The sequence below is a fragment of the Marivirga tractuosa DSM 4126 genome (genome assembly GCF_000183425.1).
Lineage (GTDB): Bacteria > Bacteroidota > Bacteroidia > Cytophagales > Cyclobacteriaceae > Marivirga > Marivirga tractuosa.
On the sequence record NC_014759.1, the window covers coordinates 4,478,092 to 4,496,092 of the forward strand.

At 35.8% G+C, this 18,001-nt stretch carries 14 protein-coding genes; 2 read left to right on the top strand and 12 right to left on the bottom strand.

The features are described 5' to 3' along the window. Positions 1-197 precede the first annotated feature (197 nt). The 9 genes from FTRAC_RS18850 to FTRAC_RS20055 all read right to left on the bottom strand — a co-directional run bounded on the left by FTRAC_RS18850 (position 198) and on the right by FTRAC_RS20055 (position 8,733). Positions 198-1,043 carry a 1,4-dihydroxy-2-naphthoyl-CoA synthase gene (locus tag FTRAC_RS18850; protein ID WP_013455886.1) on the bottom strand — a complete coding sequence of 282 codons (846 nt, stop codon included), beginning with the start codon at positions 1,041-1,043 and terminating at the stop codon, positions 198-200. Further along, positions 1,040-2,722: a 2-succinyl-5-enolpyruvyl-6-hydroxy-3-cyclohexene-1-carboxylic-acid synthase gene (gene menD, locus FTRAC_RS18855; protein ID WP_013455887.1), complete on the bottom strand. Its 1,683-nt coding sequence runs from the start codon at positions 2,720-2,722 to the stop codon at positions 1,040-1,042. The genes FTRAC_RS18850 and menD overlap by 4 nt, the downstream gene beginning before the upstream one ends. 14 nt (positions 2,723-2,736) lie before the next feature. Continuing rightward, positions 2,737-3,549, bottom strand: coding sequence for a DUF3108 domain-containing protein (locus tag FTRAC_RS18860; protein WP_013455888.1), 813 nt, complete (start codon positions 3,547-3,549; stop codon positions 2,737-2,739). Between the two features lie 88 nt (positions 3,550-3,637). Continuing rightward, on the bottom strand, positions 3,638-3,928 hold the full coding sequence (locus FTRAC_RS18865) for a DUF2442 domain-containing protein (protein ID WP_013455889.1): 291 nt from the start codon (positions 3,926-3,928) through the stop codon (positions 3,638-3,640). Beyond that, on the bottom strand, positions 3,925-4,230 hold the full coding sequence (locus FTRAC_RS18870) for a DUF4160 domain-containing protein (protein ID WP_013455890.1): 306 nt from the start codon (positions 4,228-4,230) through the stop codon (positions 3,925-3,927). Before FTRAC_RS18870 ends, FTRAC_RS18865 begins: the two co-directional genes overlap by 4 nt. A gap of 76 nt (positions 4,231-4,306) precedes the next feature. Then, entirely contained in the window at positions 4,307-5,005 is a 699-nt protein-coding gene (locus FTRAC_RS18875; protein WP_013455891.1) for a DUF7255 family protein, read from the bottom strand. 102 nt (positions 5,006-5,107) lie between these two features. Continuing rightward, positions 5,108-6,259 carry a PepSY-associated TM helix domain-containing protein gene (locus FTRAC_RS18880; RefSeq protein ID WP_013455892.1) on the bottom strand — a complete coding sequence of 384 codons (1,152 nt, stop codon included), beginning with the start codon at positions 6,257-6,259 and terminating at the stop codon, positions 5,108-5,110. Positions 6,260-6,356: 97 nt separating this feature from the next. Then, a complete protein-coding gene (locus FTRAC_RS20050) occupies positions 6,357-7,745 on the bottom strand; it encodes a TonB-dependent siderophore receptor (protein ID WP_245545998.1) in 1,389 nt (462 codons plus the stop codon). Between the two features lie 7 nt (positions 7,746-7,752). Then, on the bottom strand, positions 7,753-8,733 hold the full coding sequence (locus FTRAC_RS20055; RefSeq protein WP_245545999.1) for a TonB-dependent receptor: 981 nt from the start codon (positions 8,731-8,733) through the stop codon (positions 7,753-7,755). Between the two features lie 616 nt (positions 8,734-9,349). Here FTRAC_RS20055 and FTRAC_RS18890 point away from each other — a divergent pair. Then, on the top strand, positions 9,350-11,533 hold the full coding sequence (locus tag FTRAC_RS18890; protein ID WP_013455893.1) for a TonB-dependent receptor: 2,184 nt from the start codon (positions 9,350-9,352) through the stop codon (positions 11,531-11,533). 96 nt (positions 11,534-11,629) lie between these two features. Here the strand turns inward: FTRAC_RS18890 and FTRAC_RS18895 are convergent, their stop codons facing one another. Continuing rightward, positions 11,630-14,716 (bottom strand): WD40/YVTN/BNR-like repeat-containing protein, encoded by a 3,087-nt coding sequence (locus FTRAC_RS18895; protein ID WP_041650021.1) that lies wholly within the window; start codon positions 14,714-14,716, stop codon positions 11,630-11,632. 110 nt (positions 14,717-14,826) lie between these two features. Next, positions 14,827-15,579, bottom strand: coding sequence for a LolA-like protein (locus FTRAC_RS18900; RefSeq protein WP_013455895.1), 753 nt, complete (start codon positions 15,577-15,579; stop codon positions 14,827-14,829). Positions 15,580-15,820: 241 nt separating this feature from the next. Between FTRAC_RS18900 and FTRAC_RS18905 the strand changes: the two genes are divergently transcribed. Then, positions 15,821-17,179, top strand: coding sequence for an alanine/glycine:cation symporter family protein (locus FTRAC_RS18905; protein ID WP_013455896.1), 1,359 nt, complete (start codon positions 15,821-15,823; stop codon positions 17,177-17,179). A gap of 53 nt (positions 17,180-17,232) precedes the next feature. On the opposite strand, the gene FTRAC_RS18910 is transcribed toward FTRAC_RS18905, so the two are convergent. Beyond that, a complete protein-coding gene (locus FTRAC_RS18910) occupies positions 17,233-17,964 on the bottom strand; it encodes a hypothetical protein (protein ID WP_013455897.1) in 732 nt (243 codons plus the stop codon). Positions 17,965-18,001 lie beyond the last annotated feature (37 nt).

An 18,001-nucleotide genomic window follows, 5' to 3' on the forward strand; every position in this document is an offset into this window, starting at 1 on the left:
ACATGCTACCTTATGAAAAAGTAGGAAATACTACCACCTCTGATGATTACTAGCTATGAAGTGCTGGGATATATTTTAAATTCAGGAGGAACACTGTGCCAAAGGCACAAGAAGCAGGCGACAGAAAAAAAGGTCTTGGCTACGGAGCCAAGACCTTTCATATCATAAGTCTAGATTCTAAAATCAAGTATTTTTTCTCAATTACTCACCCTCTTAAATTGCTCAAAATCAGGTTTTCTTTTTTCTAGAAAAGCATTTCTACCTTCTTTCGCTTCTTCTGTCATGTAGGCTAGTCTTGTGGCTTCTCCTGCAAATACCTGCTGTCCCACCATGCCGTCATCTGTGGCATTGAAAGCAAATTTCAGCATTCGGATAGATAAAGGAGATTTTCCTAATACTTCCTGCGCCCAGTCAAAAGCGGTATCTTCTAATTCTGAATGAGGTACTACCGCATTGACCATTCCCATATCAAAGGCTTCCTGTGCGGAATAATTTCTTCCTAAAAAGAAGATTTCACGAGCTCTTTTTTGTCCCACCATTTTAGCTAAATAAGCTGATCCATAGCCACCGTCAAAGCTGGTGACATCGGCATCTGTTTGTTTGAAAATGGCATGCTCTTTACTGGCTAAAGTCATATCGCAAACTACATGCAAACTATGACCGCCACCTACAGCCCAACCTGGAACTACTGCGATAACTACTTTAGGCATGAAGCGGATTAATCTCTGTACTTCCAAAATATTTAGACGCGCAACGCCATCATCTCCAACGTAACCTTGTTCTCCTCTTGCTTTTTGATCTCCGCCACTACAAAAGGCATATTTTCCATCTTTAGGGGAGGGTCCTTCAGCAGAAAGTAATACAACGCCAATGTCATCATCTTCTCTCGCATGGAGAAGTGCATCGAAAAGCTCAGCAGTTGTTTTGGGTCTAAAGGCATTACGCACTTCTGGTCGGTTAAATGCAATTCGTGCCACGTGATTAGCCTTCTTATATGTAATATCGGTATATTCTTTTACCGTAGTCCAGTTAATTTTGCTCATGATATCAATTGTTTTTTAAAGTCTTCGAATATTTTTTGGTTGGTTGTGCTATCTGTTTTTACTTCAATTATGGCCGAATGAGGATACTGCATAAACTTGTCTTTTATCGTATTAAAGCTTTCTGAATTATGCGCTGAAAAATGGGCTATCCCAAATTCCTGACATAAGCTTTTAGCTTCTAGCCGTTGTTCTGTTTCAAAAAATTCTTCTAGCTCTACTTGTTCTTTTGGTCCCTTGATCATTCTGAAAATGGAACCCCCTTGATTATTAAGCAAAATGATTTTCAAATTGGGATATGGATATTTATGCCAAAAAGCATTGCGGTCGTAAAAGAAAGCTACATCTCCTGTGATGAGCAAATGATTTTGGTCTGGATGTGCCAGTGCATGACCTACGGCCGTGCTAGTTGAGCCATCAATTCCACTGGTTCCTCTGTTTGCCCAAACTTGAATATCTTTATTCTTTATTCCAATGAAATTTGCATAGCGCACACTCAAGCTATTAGCTAAATGCAAGTGACTATTTTCTGGTAGATTTTGAATCAAGTCATGTAAAGCGGAAAACTCACTGAAGGATTGCGTGTTTAAAAATTCTTCTGTTTTGTTTTGTGTGTTAGCATTTTTATCAAGCCATAATTCTAAAAATGAAGTAGAGGATTTTTTGTTTAAATGTTGTAAGAATAAAGTTGGTTCAGCTTCACTTTGCTTAGTCAATGACTGAAAAGGATCTGATACAAAGGCATGATGATTTCGCACATGCCATTGTGCTTTCATATTCTTACGGAGAAATAATTTCAGGTTTTTAGAGATAATGCTTTTGCCAAAACTGATGATTAAATCTGGAGTTTCTTCAGCTTTAGAATCTTTTAGCATGGACATGCAAATACTGTCAGGCAAATTTATGCTATTTTTCAGAGAATGACCATTTGAAATAATGTCTGCAAAAATGGGTATATTCAGTTGCTGGGAAGTTTGATTTAGTACTTCTAAAAAGTCTTCAGTATAATCGTCTTGCCCCAAAACAAAAGCGATTTTTTCCTTCTCTTTTAATTCTGCTTGAAGTTGACTGATTTGATTTTCATTCAGTCTTTTTTCTCCAGCAATGCTTTTTATGATCTTGACATTCTGATCATAATTCCAGTTTTCATTCTTTTCAGGATAAAATGGCTCACGAAATGGGATATTGACATGGACTGGTCCTTTGATTCCTTGGGAGCTCTCTAAGACAGCTTCATTGATGATTCTATAGGCTTGCCATTTCGCATCAGTATGTGATAAATCAACTGCAACATTGAAGCTTTTCTTAACATGCTTGCCATAAATATTATCCTGCCGAATGGTTTGTCCATCCCATTGATCAATCCATTCGGGCGGCCGATCAGCTGTGATGACTACCAAAGGAATTTCCTGAAAATAGGCTTCAGCTATAGCAGGCGCATAATTGAGAGCTGCAGAACCTGAAGTGCAAATTAAAGCAACAGACTTAGCATTAGCTTGTGCCATTCCCATTCCAATAAAGGCAGCAGAGCGTTCATCGCTAATGGAATAACATTGCATTTTGGGATGCCGGACAAAAGCTAAAGTCAGAGGAGCATTTCTACTACCAGGAGAAATAATAACTCTTTCAATTCCCTGCTGATAGCAAATCTCTGCTATATTGTTAATAATATCTTGTTGCATAATTAGCCTGCAATTTAGGGATTGAGCGGAGTAATTGCACCATATTTTAAGCCTTTTGTGCTTTTTAGAAATGCTTTTACCCAACCAACCTGAATTTTAGCCTGTACTTTTAATGGGATTTTATTTTTATCATCAGTTACCCAGACGGTCATGTCTTCTCCGCCATCGAAAATGGTGCCTTCTACTAATAAGGCACTGAATTTGATCGTATTGTAAACTTTTTCATCAGGCATTTCCAGTTTTTCTTTTCCTAAGTAGCGAACATATAAATTGTGAACTTTACCATCTACAATCAAATTGAATGGAATTTTTTCTTCTGAACTATAACTTTTGAAATCTAGATTTCTAGCGTAATAAATTGCTGACAGCACATCCCAGATACAATCATTAAATGGTACGTTTTTCTTTATCTTTTCCTCATCATCAGAATTATATACCTCGGCTTTTATAGTTTCCTTTTCTTTATCAAACCAATATTTATTATTGACTTTATAACTTCCTTCGCTAGTATTTCTATGAAAATAAAGCGGTTTGAGTTGCTCTTGTGTACCGATTGCATCGAAGGTATCTCTTACTTTGTAAACCCAGTCCCATTTTGGCATGGAGCGACCGTAGCCTTTGAACCAATGCGCATCATAACCTTCCCACTTGGCATCTTCTACAGCAAACATCACCTCACCGGCATCCACCCAGATTACCCCCCAATTGTATTTAACGTCATACCATATTTCTTCACCTGCTTGGTAGGCGGTTGATTGTTCAAGGCATTGTGCCCATGTATTGAATGAAAAGATAATACTTAAAATAAGAAATAGGAATGACTTCATATCAGCAATAAACGCTTTGTGATTATTTTGTTAGAAGAATAGAAGAATATTTTTATATGGAGTGTTTGCAATTCGAGACGACAATAGATTATTCTTTTATTTTTCCACTATATAAGTCTATAATTGGAAAGATTAGGTCGTAATCGTTCCAGTTTAAATTGCCATCCGTTAATGAAAAATCTGAGAATTTATTTTCATCTAAATATTTCTTAATAGAGGGATGGTTTGACTTTGATAAAAAGGGTTTGAAATCAACAACCTTTTCAGTTCCATCATTAAATTTTATTCGGATTGCATAATCTGCTAAATATTTTGCTGAATGAATTTTTAATTCTTTTAGCTCAGATTTTGAATCATTATAATCAACAATTATTTTCATTTTAATTTCTTTGTAATTTTTTCAAATTCAACGTCCTTGTGATAAACAAAATAATTGACCCACTTCTCAACTATTTTCTCCGCATATTTTTCAAGAAAAATCTCGAAGTTTTTAAGTTCTTTTCCTTTTAATGGACTCGCACCTGAAATATTTTTAATCTTTATTTCAGTAATCTCACCATTTCTAATACCGAATTCCGCTTTGCTTTGAAACTCTCCTTTTTTGGCGTGAACATGAATTGGTTCATGTTCATTAGAGTAAAAGAAAATCACAATACCCAAATATTCGAATATCTTTGGCATTTCTTAGTATTTAACGATTAATCAATACAAAGTTATTAAAATTGTACAATATCATTTTAGAAAGTCAATGTAGGACTTATTTTGCTTCGTGTATATTGCCCGGAATTTCATATCCAATTTTCCTACTAATCATTTGTTGGATGGGCTGTTCTTGTTTCCTTAACTTCAATGAATTCCCTAGTAATTCAATTTTTCCCTGTGCCATAAAGCTATCGTAAGGAGTTAATCGCAGGAATTTAATCTTATGCTGACGACAATACAAATCTAAGCAGAAATTGGCAATGGCATGAAGTTTCCAACCTGGACTACCGTTGCCACCGAAATAGCCTTGTTCATCGGCTTTGCCTACTAAGTTCTCAGCTAACGGATTAGTCCATATTTCATTGGTTAAACCGCCTTTAAAAGCTTCCTTTTCTTTAGATCGACAATAAGTTCTCCATTTTTGTAAATCAAAGAAGGGGATATCTTGATAAAATTTGTTTCTTAATGTTTTGAGCCTATAGCGGTTGAAATGATATTCTGGCTCAAAGAACAAATGATATTCTGTAGGTTGAAGATGAAGTAAGTCAAATGAAAAACCTAAATCCGTTTCAAGGAAATCATCCCATTTCAATTCCATTTCCTCTGCTAGTTCATCGAAATGTGAAGTTTTTTGATGGTAGAGCTTTTTGAAGTCAATGTCTACTTTCAAAAAATCAGTTCTGAGGTCTATCTTTTCAAGATATTGCTGAAGTGGATTGATTAGCTTATTTTGGATAACTGATATTGTTGCCATGTGGCAAAAATATAAAAAGCAATGAAGGGGGCAGGCATAAAGGATTATTTTTATGCCCGGCCACCTTTAGGACTAGTAAAAAAGTTCTACCTAATTTTCCTATCAGGCTTGAGCTAGTTCTCTGTTCTTAATTCTTTTTTTCTTTTTCTTCTTCTTTTTAAATTTTCTCCCATACCACAGTAAAAAACCTGTTACTGGTAAAGAAGCAACCGTTAAACTAGCGAGAAATGCAATTATTTTTCCTGGTAAACCGGCAATTGCTCCTATATGGGTATCGTAATTCATTCGTATTAATTTATCTGGAATATTGGCTTGATCATACTTGCCGTAATAAGTGCCAGAAGGAATCTCTTTAAAGGTGTTTTGATCGAAAAATACAAAGTCAGAATTATAAAATACTCCGTCTTCATTAGAAATCTCCACATAAATGGCGGATGAATCTGAGTGAGGAAGATGAATTTCATAGTCCATAGCAGAAGGATATTCTTTCTGTAATTTTCCCAATAGTTGGTCTATGGATTTAGACACATCAGTTGATTCATATTTGGAACCATCGGGAATTAGGAAGGTAGCTTCTTTCTGGCCGCCCATCGCCCGGTAAACGGCTTTATTTACGATGGGGAAAGCCATTATTAACCCAGTTAGAATAAAAATTAAGGCGAATATGCTCACATAGAAACCAAAAATGCTGTGGAGATCAAAATTTTTTCGTTTCCATTTAGTGGTGGATTTCCAATCAAATTTGAATCTTTGCTTTTTATTCTTTTTATTTCTTGGCCACCAAAGGTAAATTCCGCTAATGACTAAAAGTAAAAAAAGAACCGTAGACCATTTTACGATTTGAGTTCCAATGGCTTCTGGCAGCCAAAGATGAATATGACCATCCAATACAAAAGCAAAGAAGCCAGTTAAATGATTTTCAGTTTTAAGTATAGTGCCCTGAGTCGGGTGAATAAATACAGAGCTATAAAAAAGTGGTTCTGCTTGGTAAAATATGGCCTCAATGGGCTCTGATGTGTCATCATAGAGGATGCCATGTATTAACTTATCGGGATAAACAGTATGTGCAATTTTTTCTGCTTCAGTAATGCTGAGGAACTCATTATTCGAGTTTTCAATTATGAGTTCTTCTTGTGTTACGGCTTTTATTTCTTCTCTAAAAACCCACAGGCATCCCGTAATGGCAACTATAAATACAACCAGGCCTGATCCTAAGCCTAGAATGAGATGAATTTTATTAGTTATTTTCTTCATTTATTTTCTTTCAATTGTGAAGAAACCAGAACAGCCCAGGCTTAAGCCTGAGCTACTGGTTTAGAGTTACTGACTACTTTTAAGAGAGTGCAAGAAATCAGAACTTGAAATTAAGACTTAGAGAAAGGTTTCTTAAATTCTGTGGAGTGACAGTTGACCAACCTGAGAAATATTTCTCGTTCATGATATTATTCATTTTCAATATGATGTCATACTGGAAATTAGAATAGGAAAGAGAAGCGTTGTACACCTGATAAGTAGGTAATACAAAAGTCCCAGTATTGGCTCTGTTTATAGTTTTATGCTCGCTGGCACCATTTCCTCCAAATCCAATTCCTAATCCTTTTAATTCTCCAGAAGGAACAACATAGCTCGCCCAGAAATTAAATAATTGAGCAGGACCATCTTCTTCCGGTCTCAATCCCAAATAGCCTGAAGCCTCATAATCTTCTGTTACTTCACTCTCATTATTGCTATATCCTGCTATCAGATTTAAACCATTAATTGGGTTTGCAGTAAGGCTGACCTCATATCCTTGACTCACCACTTCTCCACCTTGAATGGAATTATTAATATTTTCTGGGTCAGTCATTAATCTATTGGCTACCGTAATATGGTAGTAGCTGGCAGTTACACTTATTCTATTATTAAAGAAGTTAGATTTAATCCCCCCTTCATACTGATTCGCATTTTCAGGATCAAAGCTTTTCAATCGAGGATTAGAACCATCCGCATCAGCAACTTGTTGCGGAGCTTGATTGACAAATCCATTCATATAATTCCCAAAAACAGAAAGTTTTTCATCCAAAACTTGATACACCAAACCTAATTTAGGAGAAATTGCATATTGTTCTTCTATTGGTTCTACAGCATAAATAGAGGGTTTACCTGAGAATCGATCAATTCTTACACTTGCCATAGCTGATAGGGCAGGAGTGATATTGATTACATCAGAAATGTAGGCACTCATCACTTCATTGGTGGCTTCATTTATCCCAGCAAAATTTTCTTCCAGTAATGCATTTGTTCCTGCTGCCGTTAGTACACCATTATCCTCTTGTGTTTGGATATTAACTGTACCATTTTGCACGTATCCAGAACTGTTGTCTCTGAGAATAGAATTATAGTAATCTAAACCTATCACAATTCTATTTCTTAATCCAGCTATTTTGAAATCCCCAAGGAAATTTTGCTGGATGTCGGTAGTATTTGTTTCACTATTTCTTTTTGAAATGTATCGGGCAAAATTTTCACCATCCGTTAAATCCCATAGATAGTGATAGAAGCCGTTTGCCTTTGTATTGCTTCTTGAAATAGCCGTTTGAGAAGTCCAGTTATCAGAAATCTCATATAAGGCCTGAGCTTGCAAGCCAAAAGAAGGATTCTTTATAGTTAAATCATTTGAGGTAAATGATCGACTATACACATCTTCAAACACATTGATGTTATCATAAGAAAGCTCAGCATTTCTATTCAAAAATAGCATTGGAGCATTAGCGCTTTCTGAAGATAGAAAATGCAGTATTCACTAAGAATGTTAATTTATCAGAAGGCTTAAATTTAAATGAGGGTGCTATAAAAAGCGATTCACTAAAACCTGCATCTTGAAAAGAGTTTTGTTTGTTATAAGCCATGTTAACCCTAGCAAAAGATTGATCCGTTATTTTGGAATTCACATCTGCTGCAAATCTATTTAATCCATTACTTCCAGTTATGTAATTGATTGATCCGCCAAATGATTCATACGGCTGTTTGGTCGTGATATTGATCATACCGCCATAAGATATTACAGGACTGCCAAATAATGTCCCAGAAGGACCTTTGATAATATCAATGGATTCCACATTAGCAGGGTCAAGTCCTGCATTATTGATAGCGGGCATTCCATTGACTAAAGTAGGCTGCACTGAAAATCCTCTCATGGAATAGAATTCAGCACCATCTCCACCTCTTCCGGTAGATTCCCATAAACGGGTGACACCAGTGGCATTTTTCAATGCATCATTCATATTGGTAACTACCTGCTCTTTTAAAATAGTTTTAGGGATAGAATTATATACCTGTGGATTTTCAATGTCTTTTAAAGGAATTTTTGAAACAATAAAACTACTATCACGGTGAAATTTATTCTTTTGAGTATAATTAACCGTGATTTCATCCAACTGAAGCGCATCGTCTTTTAAGGTGAAATTAATGTTCAAATTCTCATCTTCTTTAATTTGAATTTTTCTCTCAGCTGATTGATAGCCCACAAAAGAGCAAACTAATGTATATCTACCGGGAGTAATATCGGAAATAATGTACTGTCCGTTTTGGTTAGTAACTGCCCCAGTGTTTTTTTCTTTTAAGGCAACATTCACAAATTCAATGGGATTCCCATTAGTTTTTGTAACGGTTCCTGATATTTGGCTTTGTTGAGCAAAAGCAGACTGCATGCCGATAAGAAGAAGTATCGGGAGTAAGTATTTATTCATTTTATAAATGTATTTAGATTGATTAAAAATAATAATGCAAACATATACACTATTTATAATCAATCCAAATAAAAATAATTGATCGGCTTAAATAAATTTATAGATGATGATAATAATTGAAGAGTATTAACTGCTAATTGATTATACTTTTAGCATAATCGTTTAATGTTTAATAGAAATTGAGTTAATTTTGTAATTACAACAAAAGGAAGGAAGTCTATTTTGAAGCGTTTTAGTTCAGTTGTTCTCACCGTGGTCGTATTATTCAGCTCACTTTCGTTTTGCTGTGAGCAGGAAGATCTTTGTGCAGATGATGAATTAATTACTTGTAAAAATGAGAATTCCGAAAATCACGATCAGGAATTTCCCTGTTCGCCTTTCTTTGAGTGTGGAAATTGCACTGGAAATATATTAATAGATATTCCTTTAGTATTTAAAAATACTAATTTAGAACCCCGATCTACATTGACTCCTTTTATTGAGAGAAACCGCAAGAAGGAGCTACATTTCAAACTTCTAAAGCCACCAATGCAGATATCATAAATAGAATTCAAACACCATTTTACTTCTAGGTAAAATGATTTAACTTATTCATTTATTTTAATCTGTATTTATTATGCTTAAAAAGATTATTTTTGCTAGTGCTCTGTTATTGACAATCAATAACATTGATTTACTAGCGCAATACCAAATTACGACTTTAATACTGGACGAAGAAAGCGAAGAACCAGTAATAGGAGCCACTGTTCATAGCAAAGAATTGAATTTAGGAGCTGTGACCGATACTGATGGAAAAGCGGTTATAATTAATATTCCTGAAGGAAAACATCAGTTTCAAATTAGTTTTGTGGGCTACGAAACCATGACCTTCGAATTGGTATTTCCTTCTAAAGAAGCCACTGAATTATTAACTTTTAAACTTCATCATGGACATGATGAAATGGAAGAGGTCGTAGTGAGTTCTACAAGGTCAAGCCGAACCATTGATGATATTCCGACTAGAATAGAGATGATTGCTGGTGAAGAACTGGCAGAGAAAGGCAATATGAAGCCGGGTGACATCCGGATGTTATTAAATGAAAGTACCGGTATAAGAACTCAGCAAACATCAGCTACAAGTTATAATTCCAGTATTCGGATTCAAGGTCTGGATGGAAAATATACGCAACTCTTGCGTGATGGATTACCACTTTTTTCTGGTTATTCAGGTAGTTTGAGCTTAATGCAAATAGCCCCTTTGGATTTAAAGCAAGTTGAGGTTATTAAAGGTGCCAACTCTACCTTGTATGGTGGAGGTGCCATAGCTGGACTAGTCAATTTGATCTCTAAGGATCCTAAAACTGAACCTGAATTAAGCATGATGTTTAACGGAACATCGGCTTTGGGATTGGATGTTAGCAGTTTTTATGCTAATAGAAATGATAAAATAGGAACTACAATTTTCGCATCTTATAATAAAGGAACTGCTTATGACCCGGCTGGTATAGGATTAACAGCAATCCCTGAATTTGATCGTTTTACACTCAACCCTGAACTTTTTATTTATCCCAGGGACGAAACTAAAATAGAGATTGGATTAAATATGGTGAAAGAAGAGCGTTTGGGTGGAAACATTGATTTTATTAATGGAGAGGTTGTCAATAACCCATATTATGAATTAAATGAAACAGATCGTGTCTCAAGTCAAATTTTAATTGATCATTCTTTTGAAGATAATTTTAAAGCTTCCTTTAAAAATAGCATTAGTTATTTTGATAGAAGAATAGAAATTCCAGATTACAGTTTTTCAGGACTGCAGTTTTCTTCCTTTAGTGAGTTGAACTTCAATTATGTAATGGAAAATTCAGAGTGGATTGGTGGATTAAACTTATGGACTGATAATTTTGATCAAAGCGAAGGTGGTAGTGGTTTTATCCATAATTTCCAAGAAAATACTACAGGTATATTTTTGCAAAACACTTATGATTTCTCTGAAAATATTGCAGTAGAGAGTGGCTTAAGATTGGATTACAACAATCAATATGGGTTTTTCCCTTTGCCAAGATTGTCGCTTATGTACACTCCAACAAACAGTCTTACATTTAGAATGGGGGGAGGTTTAGGGTATAAAACGCCAACGGTATTTTCTGAAGAAGCTGAGACTCTACAATTTCAAAGTGTGAGACCATTGGATAGGTCTGAATTATTAGCAGAACGTTCTTATGGTGCTAATTTTGATATTAATTATAGCTATAGCTTTACAGAAAAGTTATCATTAACCTCTAATGCTTTATTCTTCTACACCCAAATTGAGAATCCATTGAATTTGGTTCCGGTTCAAAATCAATTTGAATTTAGCCAATCCGCTGGCTTTATTGATTCTAAGGGAATAGAATTAAACTTGAAATGGGGTTATGAAGATTTTAAACTTTTCACAGGCTATACTTTTGCAGATGTTAATAGAACCCGTAATAATACCACTGTTCAAATGCCTTTAGTAGCGAAGCATCGATTAAACAATGTGTTGATGTACGAAAAGCATGGAAATTTCTGGTTGGGATTAGAAGCTTATTATTTCAGTCCGCAAAAACTCAATGATGGTGAAACAGGACAGTCCTATTGGATTTTTGGATTAATGTCTGAAAAGCGATTTAGCAAAATGTTTTCTGTGTTTCTAAACTTTGAGAATTTTACCGATACCAGGCAAACGGCTTTTGATACTGTGTATAGAGGAAATATAGAAAATCCACAATTTCGTGATATCTATGCTCCCGTTGATGGGTTTGTGATTAATGGAGGGATTAAATTGAATTTACTATAAGTTAAGGAAGGAGCATTTACAGTTTAGAATGTTTTCGAACTTGATAAATATTTAATTAGAAGCCTGCCGATATTTTTAATCGGCAGGCTTGTTTTTTTATAAACTGCTATTCAAAAACTCTTCATAAGTCATTATTTCAGTAATTTGAATATTGTTTTCCTCCATAAACTGGTTTAACTTTTTCACTTCTTTGCTCTTAATATTCTCAAAATCATCTTTCGCCTTGTTAAACCTCTTTTCTAATAATTTTAGATTTTGGATTTCGGTTCCTGAAGGCTTATCAAATCCAGAAGCAAGTTTGCTATATAATTCTGACAGTTTTTCTCTTAATTGAGGTTCTGCTGCCCCCACGTACATATCACCAGTTGTTACCACTAAGCTTTCTTTAAGTGCTTGTAATTCTTTGGTTACCGTTGTAGCTATTTTAGCTGCTTTTCTGTTTTCTTCGGGAAGACTTTCTGCGGCAGCAAGGTAAGTGTCTAACTCATAAACCATGTAGGCTAATTCTTGAGACAGATCATAAAGTTTTAAAACAGTTTTTTCTTTGAATTTTCTTTCCTCCGCTGTCAGCAATGAAGTTGAATCATATTCAACTATCAAATCTGTGGAGTAAGTGTCTTTTCCCTTCTTCATGACAACTTTGTAGGTGCCAGCAGAGACTCTTGGCGCTGTAAAACCACCAAAAGTAATGGTCTTTCCCTTTGCCATTTTTGGAGCCTTGGAAGTATAATTCCAACTCACCACATTTATACCTTTTGATTTGCCAGGACTCAATTCAGAGATAAATTTACCTTCAGCGTCTTGTATTTCCATTGACATCTTACCAAATGTATGGCGTTTTTTCAGGTAGTATATTATTTGAGCATCCCGAGGAGGATTAGGACCAATAAATTGGGTTTCTGTGCTTCCACCACCAAAACCACTTTGCTCTACCATCATACTAGGTTTAGTCTTGAAGAAATGAACATCTTTAGCTAAAATCTCCTGATTGATTTCTCTTAAAGGACTAATATCATCTATAATAATGATTCCTCTACCATGTGTGGCCATTACGAGATCATTTGTTTTAGGGTGAAGATCTATATGATGAACAGCTGCTGCTGGCATATTATTGGTGAATTTATTCCAATTTTTCCCACCATCTATTGTGATGTATAATCCCAATTCAGTACCTAAGTAAAGCAGATCTTCCTTTTCATAATCTTCTTGTATACTTCTTGCAAAACCTTCAATATTTGGGGTCACAAGTGAAGTCCAGCTTTTTCCAAAATCTGTTGTTTTATAGATATAGGGCTTCATATCATTTAAGGTGTGCCTGTCAAATACTGCATAAGCAGTTCCTGCATTATGAACGCTAGCTTCAATGTGATATACCCAAGAGTTTTTTGGTAATCCGGTGATATTTCCAACCGTATTGGTCCAATTTTTACCTCCATCTTGAGTTACTTGAACATTTCCATCATCAGTACCTACCCATATGATATTTTCATTAAGCGGAGATTCAGCAATAGTAAATATTGTTGTATGGTTTTCTGCTCCAGAGTTATCTACAGACAAGCCACCTGATTCTTCTTGCTGTTGTTTTTTTGGATCATTTGTGGTAAGATCTGGAGATATTTTTACCCAGTTATCACCCATATCTTCAGATTTATGCAAGAATTGGCTTCCTATATAAATTCTATCGTCATTATTTGGACTTAAAGCGATAGGTGCATTCCAATTAAACCTTAGTTTAGGATCACCCTCAGCAGGTAAAGGCTGAATGGTTTTAGTTTTATTTTTCTCAGTGTCATAACGCCAAACATTTTCGGCTCCTTGCATTTCAGAATAAATAATAGGCTTACTTCTATGCTTTAATACTCTAAATCCATCTCCTGCGCCCACGCTATTCCAATCTCTAGCTTCAATTCCACCTGGTGATGATGAAGGGCCGTACCATGATCCATTGTCTTGTAGTCCGCCATAAATATTGTAAGGTTCCGCATTATCCAAGCTGATATGATAAAACTGAGAAACGGGTATGTTTTCTACAATTTCCATAGTTCGTGCTCCATCCCAAGAGCGGTAAACTCCTCCATCGGTACCAGCATATATTCGGTCTGAATCTTTATTGTCAAAAAGAATATCATGAATATCTGCATGCATTGCCCCCATATTTTTGAAGGTTTTACCTCCATCTCTGCTTATAGAGCCAAAAAGACCACCTTTAACAACTGTTTCGGGATCATTAGGGTCAACTACTATTCTTGAAAAGTAGAAGGGTCTTACTACCAGTCCGAAATCATCATTGAGTTTTTTCCAAGATTCTCCAGCGTTTTCAGATCTGTAAAGACCTTTGCCCTCTTCTTTTTCCGTTTCTAAAACTGCATATAATATATTAGGATCAGAAGGTGCTGCTGCAACTGCAATACGTCCTAATGTTCCTTCTGGAAACCCATTGTGTATTTTATTCCAGCTTTTGCCTCCATCTGTTGATTTTAATAAAGCGCTATTCTGACCACCGGAGTTGAAAGACCAAGGTGTTCTACGAAATTCCCACATTGATGCGTAGAGGATATTAGGATTATTAGGATCCATAATTAAATCACTGCAGCCTGTGGTTTCATTACTATAGAGTATTTTAGACCAAGTTGCACCTCCATCGGTAGTTTTATAAACACCACGGTCTGCACTATCTCCCCATAAAGCCCCTAGCACGCCAACATATATTTCTTGGCTGTTTTCAGGGTTTATTTCAATACTACTGATTCGTTCGGAATTCTTAAATGCAGGAATTTCTTCCCAATTAACGCCTCCATCTTTTGAATAAAATAGTCCTTTCCCAATGGAAACACTGTTTCGTACCCAGGTTTCTCCTGTGCCTACCCATATGTTTTGATCAGGTGCATTCGGATCTAAACGGACAACACCGATCGATTGTGGTAAATCATCAGAAATTGAAGTAAACATTGCTCCACCATTAGTGGATTTCCACACACCGCCACCGGCCGTTCCAGCATATATTATTCTGCTATTGGTCGGATGTCCTTCCAAATCAGAAATTCTTCCACTCATTAAAGCTGGTCCAATTTGTCTTGCGGAAAGGTCGCCAAATAGCTCTTTGCCCGATAGCACTATTTCTTGACTGTAACTACCAGTTCCCAACAGCGTTAGGATGGCAGAAATCATAAATATTTTTTTCATTTTAGTAGAATTAAAGTTTTTGTACAAAAAAAAAGCTGCTTAGGTAATTGATTGAGGTTATTTCAATAAAAAAACTAAACAGCTTTAGATATTTTGATTGTTAAATGCTTTTATTCAGTTGGATACATAAATACCTCATCATCAATTTCAGGGTTCAATTCGATTGATTCAATTTGAATGGCTTGAGACCCCATATCCTTAATACCTGAGCTTATGGAGAAAGGAAAATATAAGCCTTCAACCTCCTGATAATCACTCATTGTGGTTTGCTGAATTTTTCCAGCCATAGGGGCTTGTTTAATTTCGGTTTCTTGAAGAATTGGAACGAAATTCTCTGTCTCAAAATAGTAGAATGTTATGTTTTCTACTTCTTTGCCATCTACTTTTTTAGGCTTTTTAGTTAATTTTACTTTATAAGTTTCTGCACCTTCTATGGTTTCTTTCCCCACCAATTCTGCTTGATAGCCTCTTTCTTTATAGTTAAATAATGCATCAGGAAAATCTTTTGTTTCTAATGCAGCATTATCAGTAGTTTCCTGATCGCTTTTCTCGGCTTTCATAGTTTGGAAATTAGTAGACCATAGCACTTCTCCATCAAAAACGTTTTGCATTAGTTCTTTTCCTTGCAAGGAAGCTTTAGTATACATTTTGCCCGTTTTTAGTTGGACAATTTCTACAGGAATTTCCATACCACCCTGATTGATTTTGGCAGTCATTTTAATACCCTCTAAATTTCCCCAGGCTTCTTTTCCACCTGTGTTTTCAAAGTAATTGTTGATTATCTCATCTGCAGTAATATCCTGAGCATAAACTGCGGTTGAAAACAAGAGCGCAATCGTAGGTAATAGTAGTTTTAGTTTCATAAGTATAGTTTTAAGTTTATGGGATAAATATATTCATTTCTTTTAAAATTGTTATCGTATTTCTTCTGTAAATGATAAAATTTCAATTTTTAATAGTTTTTTTTAAATAGTTTTTTTGTGATTACAATGGTAAGCCTTTTGTATGAAGCAATATTTAGAATTTTATCCACTTAATTATTTGATTTTATCACGACAAATAATTTATGTTTATTACTTTAGCAGCTTACGAATTTCAAAATAAATGACATTAAAAGAAGTTTTAGTAGGTTTTGGTAATGCGATGTGGGGGACACCTCTTTTATTATTATTAATGGGAGGCGGACTCTTTTTCCTTATTTACTCCCGTTTTCTTCCTTTTCGATATTTCAAGCATGCTGTACAAATATTAAGAGGTAAGTATGATGGTGAAAAAAGTGAAGGGGATATTAATCATTATCAGGCCCTTTCTACTGCTTTGGCGGCAACCGTTGGCATGGGAAACATCAGTGGTGTCGCAGTTGCAATTACCATGGGTGGCCCAGGAGCCATATTTTGGATGTGGGTCAGTGCATTTGTGGGAATGGCCACTAAATTTTTCACCTGTACTCTTGCAGTGATGTACAGAGGTAAGGATTCACTCGGTCATTTGCAAGGTGGTACAATGTATGTAATTAGTGAAGGGCTAGGCAAAAAATGGCAGCCATTGGCCGTTTTGTTTTGTGTGGCAGGTATGTTTGGAACCATTCCCAGTTTCCAGTCCAATCAGCTGACAGCGGCAATAGGGGAAGGGCTTTTATTGCCCATGGGCATTGAACTCACTTTTGGAATAAAATTAACAATCGGAATTATTTTAGCCATCATTGTAGCTATGGTGATTTTAGGTGGTATCAAAAGAATCGGAAATGTAGCAGGTCGAATGGTTCCTTTGATGGTGGGTATTTATGTAATAGCAGTAATTGCCATACTTATATTGAATTATGAATTAGTCCCACAGTATTTAAAACTTATTTTTGTTGATGCATTTACGGCTAACTCAGTATTGGGTGGGGCAGTAGGTGCGATTGTCGTTGCAGGGGCAAGAAGAGCGGCTTTCTCTAATGAAGCAGGAATTGGAACGGCTCCAATGGCACATGGTGCTGCGAAAACAAATGAACCCGTTCGGGAAGGTTTAGTTGCCATGATGGGACCTGCAATAGATACTATTATTGTTTGTACAATGACGGCACTGGCGATTTTGATCACTGGAATATGGCAAGATCATACAGAAGGCATTAGCGGAGTGACGCTCACCATTAAGGCTTTTGATGACTCCCTTTGGGGCGGTAGGTATTTATTGGTCTTAGCTTTATTTGTTTTTGCTATTACTTCTCTTTTCAGTTATTCCTATTACGGAGGAAAATGCTTTTCCTATTTGTTTGGAGCACAACATGTTCGTTGGTATCTGTACTTTTATATTGGAATGGTAGTATGGGGATCAATTGCCTCCTTAGGAGCAGTGATCGGATTAATAGATGGAATGTATGCATTAATGGCTTTTCCAACTATGATTTCAGCATTTATCTTGGCACCTAAAGTTATGAAGGCAGCGAAGGTTTATTTTGGGAAGAGTGATTTAAAATAAAAGGGGAGAACTAATAAGTCTCCCCTTAATAATTTTTTGACAATTCTGGGATTCTATTCTGGACAAGTAATGGAGCTAAATTGCGGGTTCCCACTATTGTCTACTGTCATTCTCCAGCAGTTTCCGTCAGGTGAAGTCATAATAACGCCACTTAAAGCATTTTCGATGTATATATCTCCATCGGTTACTTGTAATTTCGATTTTGGGTCTGTTGTGCCAATACCCACATTTCCCTTTTCAGAAATTCTCATTCTTTCAGCTCTTTGAGTGGAACCAACACCAGTCGTCCCAAATTTAATATAGCTCGAAACTCCATTTGTTCCGGACAGTTCACCTGCAATAAGTTCAACGGCTGCATTCACGAAATAATTTCCATTTGCAAAACTCTTCCCGTAAACTCCAACAATTCTTTGATTTTCTGTTATGTTAGATGGAGCATCTAATGTACCACCTGAACGATTTCCAACAAAGGCATTAGTTTCATCTAAGTTATTGCTTGCAACAATTGAATTAATTCTACTAAAATTTTCATTTTTAATAGTTATTATGTCAACATTCTCACCATAACCATTTAAATCAATTGGATTATTTGAGTCATATGGTTCAAATAATTCTCCATTTATATATAATTCATTTGTGTTAAGACTACCATTTATATGCAAGAGGTAATTAGGATTTTCAGTTCGATTCCCCACACTATCAGAATGTATGGATTGGGAATATCCAAAATTTATACAGATTATTGTAAAAATTAATACTAAGGGAGTTTTTGCAATAGATTTCATTTTCTAGAAATTAAAATTCTCCAAAGTATAAAAAACT

Bases quoted from the DNA above. Each gene is read 5' to 3' on its own strand.
- FTRAC_RS18850 (WP_013455886.1), bottom strand. From the start codon at position 1,043: ATGAGCAAAATTAACTGGACTACGGTAAAAGAATATACCGATATTACA.
- menD (WP_013455887.1), bottom strand. From the start codon at position 2,722: ATGCAACAAGATATTATTAACAATATAGCAGAGATTTGCTATCAGCAG.
- FTRAC_RS18860 (WP_013455888.1), bottom strand. From the start codon at position 3,549: ATGAAGTCATTCCTATTTCTTATTTTAAGTATTATCTTTTCATTCAAT.
- FTRAC_RS18865 (WP_013455889.1), bottom strand. From the start codon at position 3,928: ATGAAAATAATTGTTGATTATAATGATTCAAAATCTGAGCTAAAAGAA.
- FTRAC_RS18870 (WP_013455890.1), bottom strand. From the start codon at position 4,230: ATGCCAAAGATATTCGAATATTTGGGTATTGTGATTTTCTTTTACTCT.
- FTRAC_RS18875 (WP_013455891.1), bottom strand. From the start codon at position 5,005: ATGGCAACAATATCAGTTATCCAAAATAAGCTAATCAATCCACTTCAG.
- FTRAC_RS18880 (WP_013455892.1), bottom strand. From the start codon at position 6,259: ATGAAGAAAATAACTAATAAAATTCATCTCATTCTAGGCTTAGGATCA.
- FTRAC_RS20050 (WP_245545998.1), bottom strand. From the start codon at position 7,745: ATGCTATTTTTGAATAGAAATGCTGAGCTTTCTTATGATAACATCAAT.
- FTRAC_RS20055 (WP_245545999.1), bottom strand. From the start codon at position 8,733: ATGAATAAATACTTACTCCCGATACTTCTTCTTATCGGCATGCAGTCT.
- FTRAC_RS18890 (WP_013455893.1), top strand. From the start codon at position 9,350: ATGCTTAAAAAGATTATTTTTGCTAGTGCTCTGTTATTGACAATCAAT.
- FTRAC_RS18895 (WP_041650021.1), bottom strand. From the start codon at position 14,716: ATGAAAAAAATATTTATGATTTCTGCCATCCTAACGCTGTTGGGAACT.
- FTRAC_RS18900 (WP_013455895.1), bottom strand. From the start codon at position 15,579: ATGAAACTAAAACTACTATTACCTACGATTGCGCTCTTGTTTTCAACC.
- FTRAC_RS18905 (WP_013455896.1), top strand. From the start codon at position 15,821: ATGACATTAAAAGAAGTTTTAGTAGGTTTTGGTAATGCGATGTGGGGG.
- FTRAC_RS18910 (WP_013455897.1), bottom strand. From the start codon at position 17,964: ATGAAATCTATTGCAAAAACTCCCTTAGTATTAATTTTTACAATAATC.